We start from the raw sequence: 1,385 nt of genomic DNA, 5'->3' as shown, positions 1-1,385 counted from the left end.
CACCGACCCGCTCCTCCCAGTCCTCGGGAACCTTCCGGAAGTCCTCCCCGAAGCGGTCGTAACGGGCCCGGGTCTTCGGATCCGACAGGACACTGTACGCCTCGTTGATCTCCTTGAAGCGTTCTTCCGCCGTCGGGTCCTTGTTGACGTCGGGATGGTGCTTGCGGGCGAGTTTGCGATATGCCTGCTGGATCTCGTCCTGGCTCGCGGTCCGTGACACGCCCAGCGCCTCGTAGAAGTCCCGTGCCATGACCGCTCACTCCCGCTTGGCGACGGTCACGGCGGCGGGCCTCAGTTGCCGGTCGGCCTCGCCGTAGCCGGGGCGCAGCACCTGCGTCACGGTGTTCGGTTCGGCGTCGGGGTCCTGGACCACGCCGACGACCTCGTGCCGGGAGGGGTCGAACGGGACGCCGGTCTCCGCGTGACGCCCGTAGCCGAGGCGTTCGATGGTGGACACGGCCTGGTCGCGCACGGCGCGAACCCCCTCGACGATCGCCCCGGGGTCGGATCCCGCGTGTGTCAGGGCCAGTTCGAGGTTGTCGATGACGGGTAGGAAGGCCGCGGCGGTGCGGGCGCGTTCGCCCGCGCGCTCCCGCTCCAGCTCCCTGGCGTGCCGCTTGCGCAGGTTGTCCAGATCGGCGAGAGCACGCCGCCAGCGGTCCTCTAGTTCCTTGAGTTCGGCCGTGTGCTCATCCCCGGACGGGGCGGAGCCGCGGGCCGCGTCGGAGCCGGGTTCCTCGTCCGTGTCGGGCCCCGGCCCGGTCGGTGGACCCGAGCGCGGAAGGTCCCCGCCGGGAGGGCGTACGGCGCCCTCCGGAACCGGGTCGGCCGGGTCCGGCACGGCCGGGTCGGATTCCCTGGGAGGGATCGGCATGGCGGCTACCTCAACCCTTGTCGAACTCGGCGTCGATCACGTCTTCGTCGGCGCCGGCACCGGCCTGCCCGGGGCCCTCCGCCCCGCCGGTGTCCGACGGACCACCCGCCGCCGCGCCTTCGTCCTGGTGGGCGGCGAGCCCGGCATAGATCTGCTGGAGTTCCGAGGTCAGCGGCCTGGTCTTGTCCACTCCGGCCTCGTTCTTGACCGCGTCGCGGGCCTCCGCCACCAGCATCTCGGCACGTGCCTTCTCATGCGCGGGCGCGGCGTCACCCAGCTCGTTCAGGCGCTTTTCGACCTGATAGGCGACGGCGTCCAGCTCGTTGCGGGCATCGACGGCCTCACGCAGGGCCTGGTCCTCACCCTGGTTGCGCTCGGCCTCCTGAACCATGCGCTCGACCTCACCGCGATCCAGGTTGGAACTCTCACTGATCGTGATGCCCTGCTCCTTACCGGTGTCCTGATCGCGCGCACTGACATTGAGGATGCCGTTGGCGTCCACATCGAAAGT

At 70.2% G+C, this 1,385-nt stretch carries 3 protein-coding genes; all 3 read right to left on the bottom strand.

The features are described from left to right. Window positions 1-250 (bottom strand): DnaJ domain-containing protein (locus ABZ899_RS36505; protein WP_361355229.1); only part of this gene is annotated, 250 nt, incomplete at its 3' end. A gap of 6 nt (window positions 251-256) precedes the next feature. Further along, a complete protein-coding gene (locus ABZ899_RS36500; protein ID WP_361355226.1) occupies window positions 257-874 on the bottom strand; it encodes a nucleotide exchange factor GrpE in 618 nt (205 codons plus the stop codon). Window positions 875-884: 10 nt separating this feature from the next. Continuing rightward, window positions 885-1,385 (bottom strand): Hsp70 family protein (locus ABZ899_RS36495; RefSeq protein WP_361355224.1); only part of this gene is annotated, 501 nt, incomplete at its 5' end.

This window comes from Streptomyces sp. NPDC046859 (assembly GCF_040645135.1).
In the GTDB taxonomy this organism is placed as follows: domain Bacteria; phylum Actinomycetota; class Actinomycetes; order Streptomycetales; family Streptomycetaceae; genus Streptomyces.
This window is presented reverse-complemented; position numbering and strand designations above follow the sequence as displayed.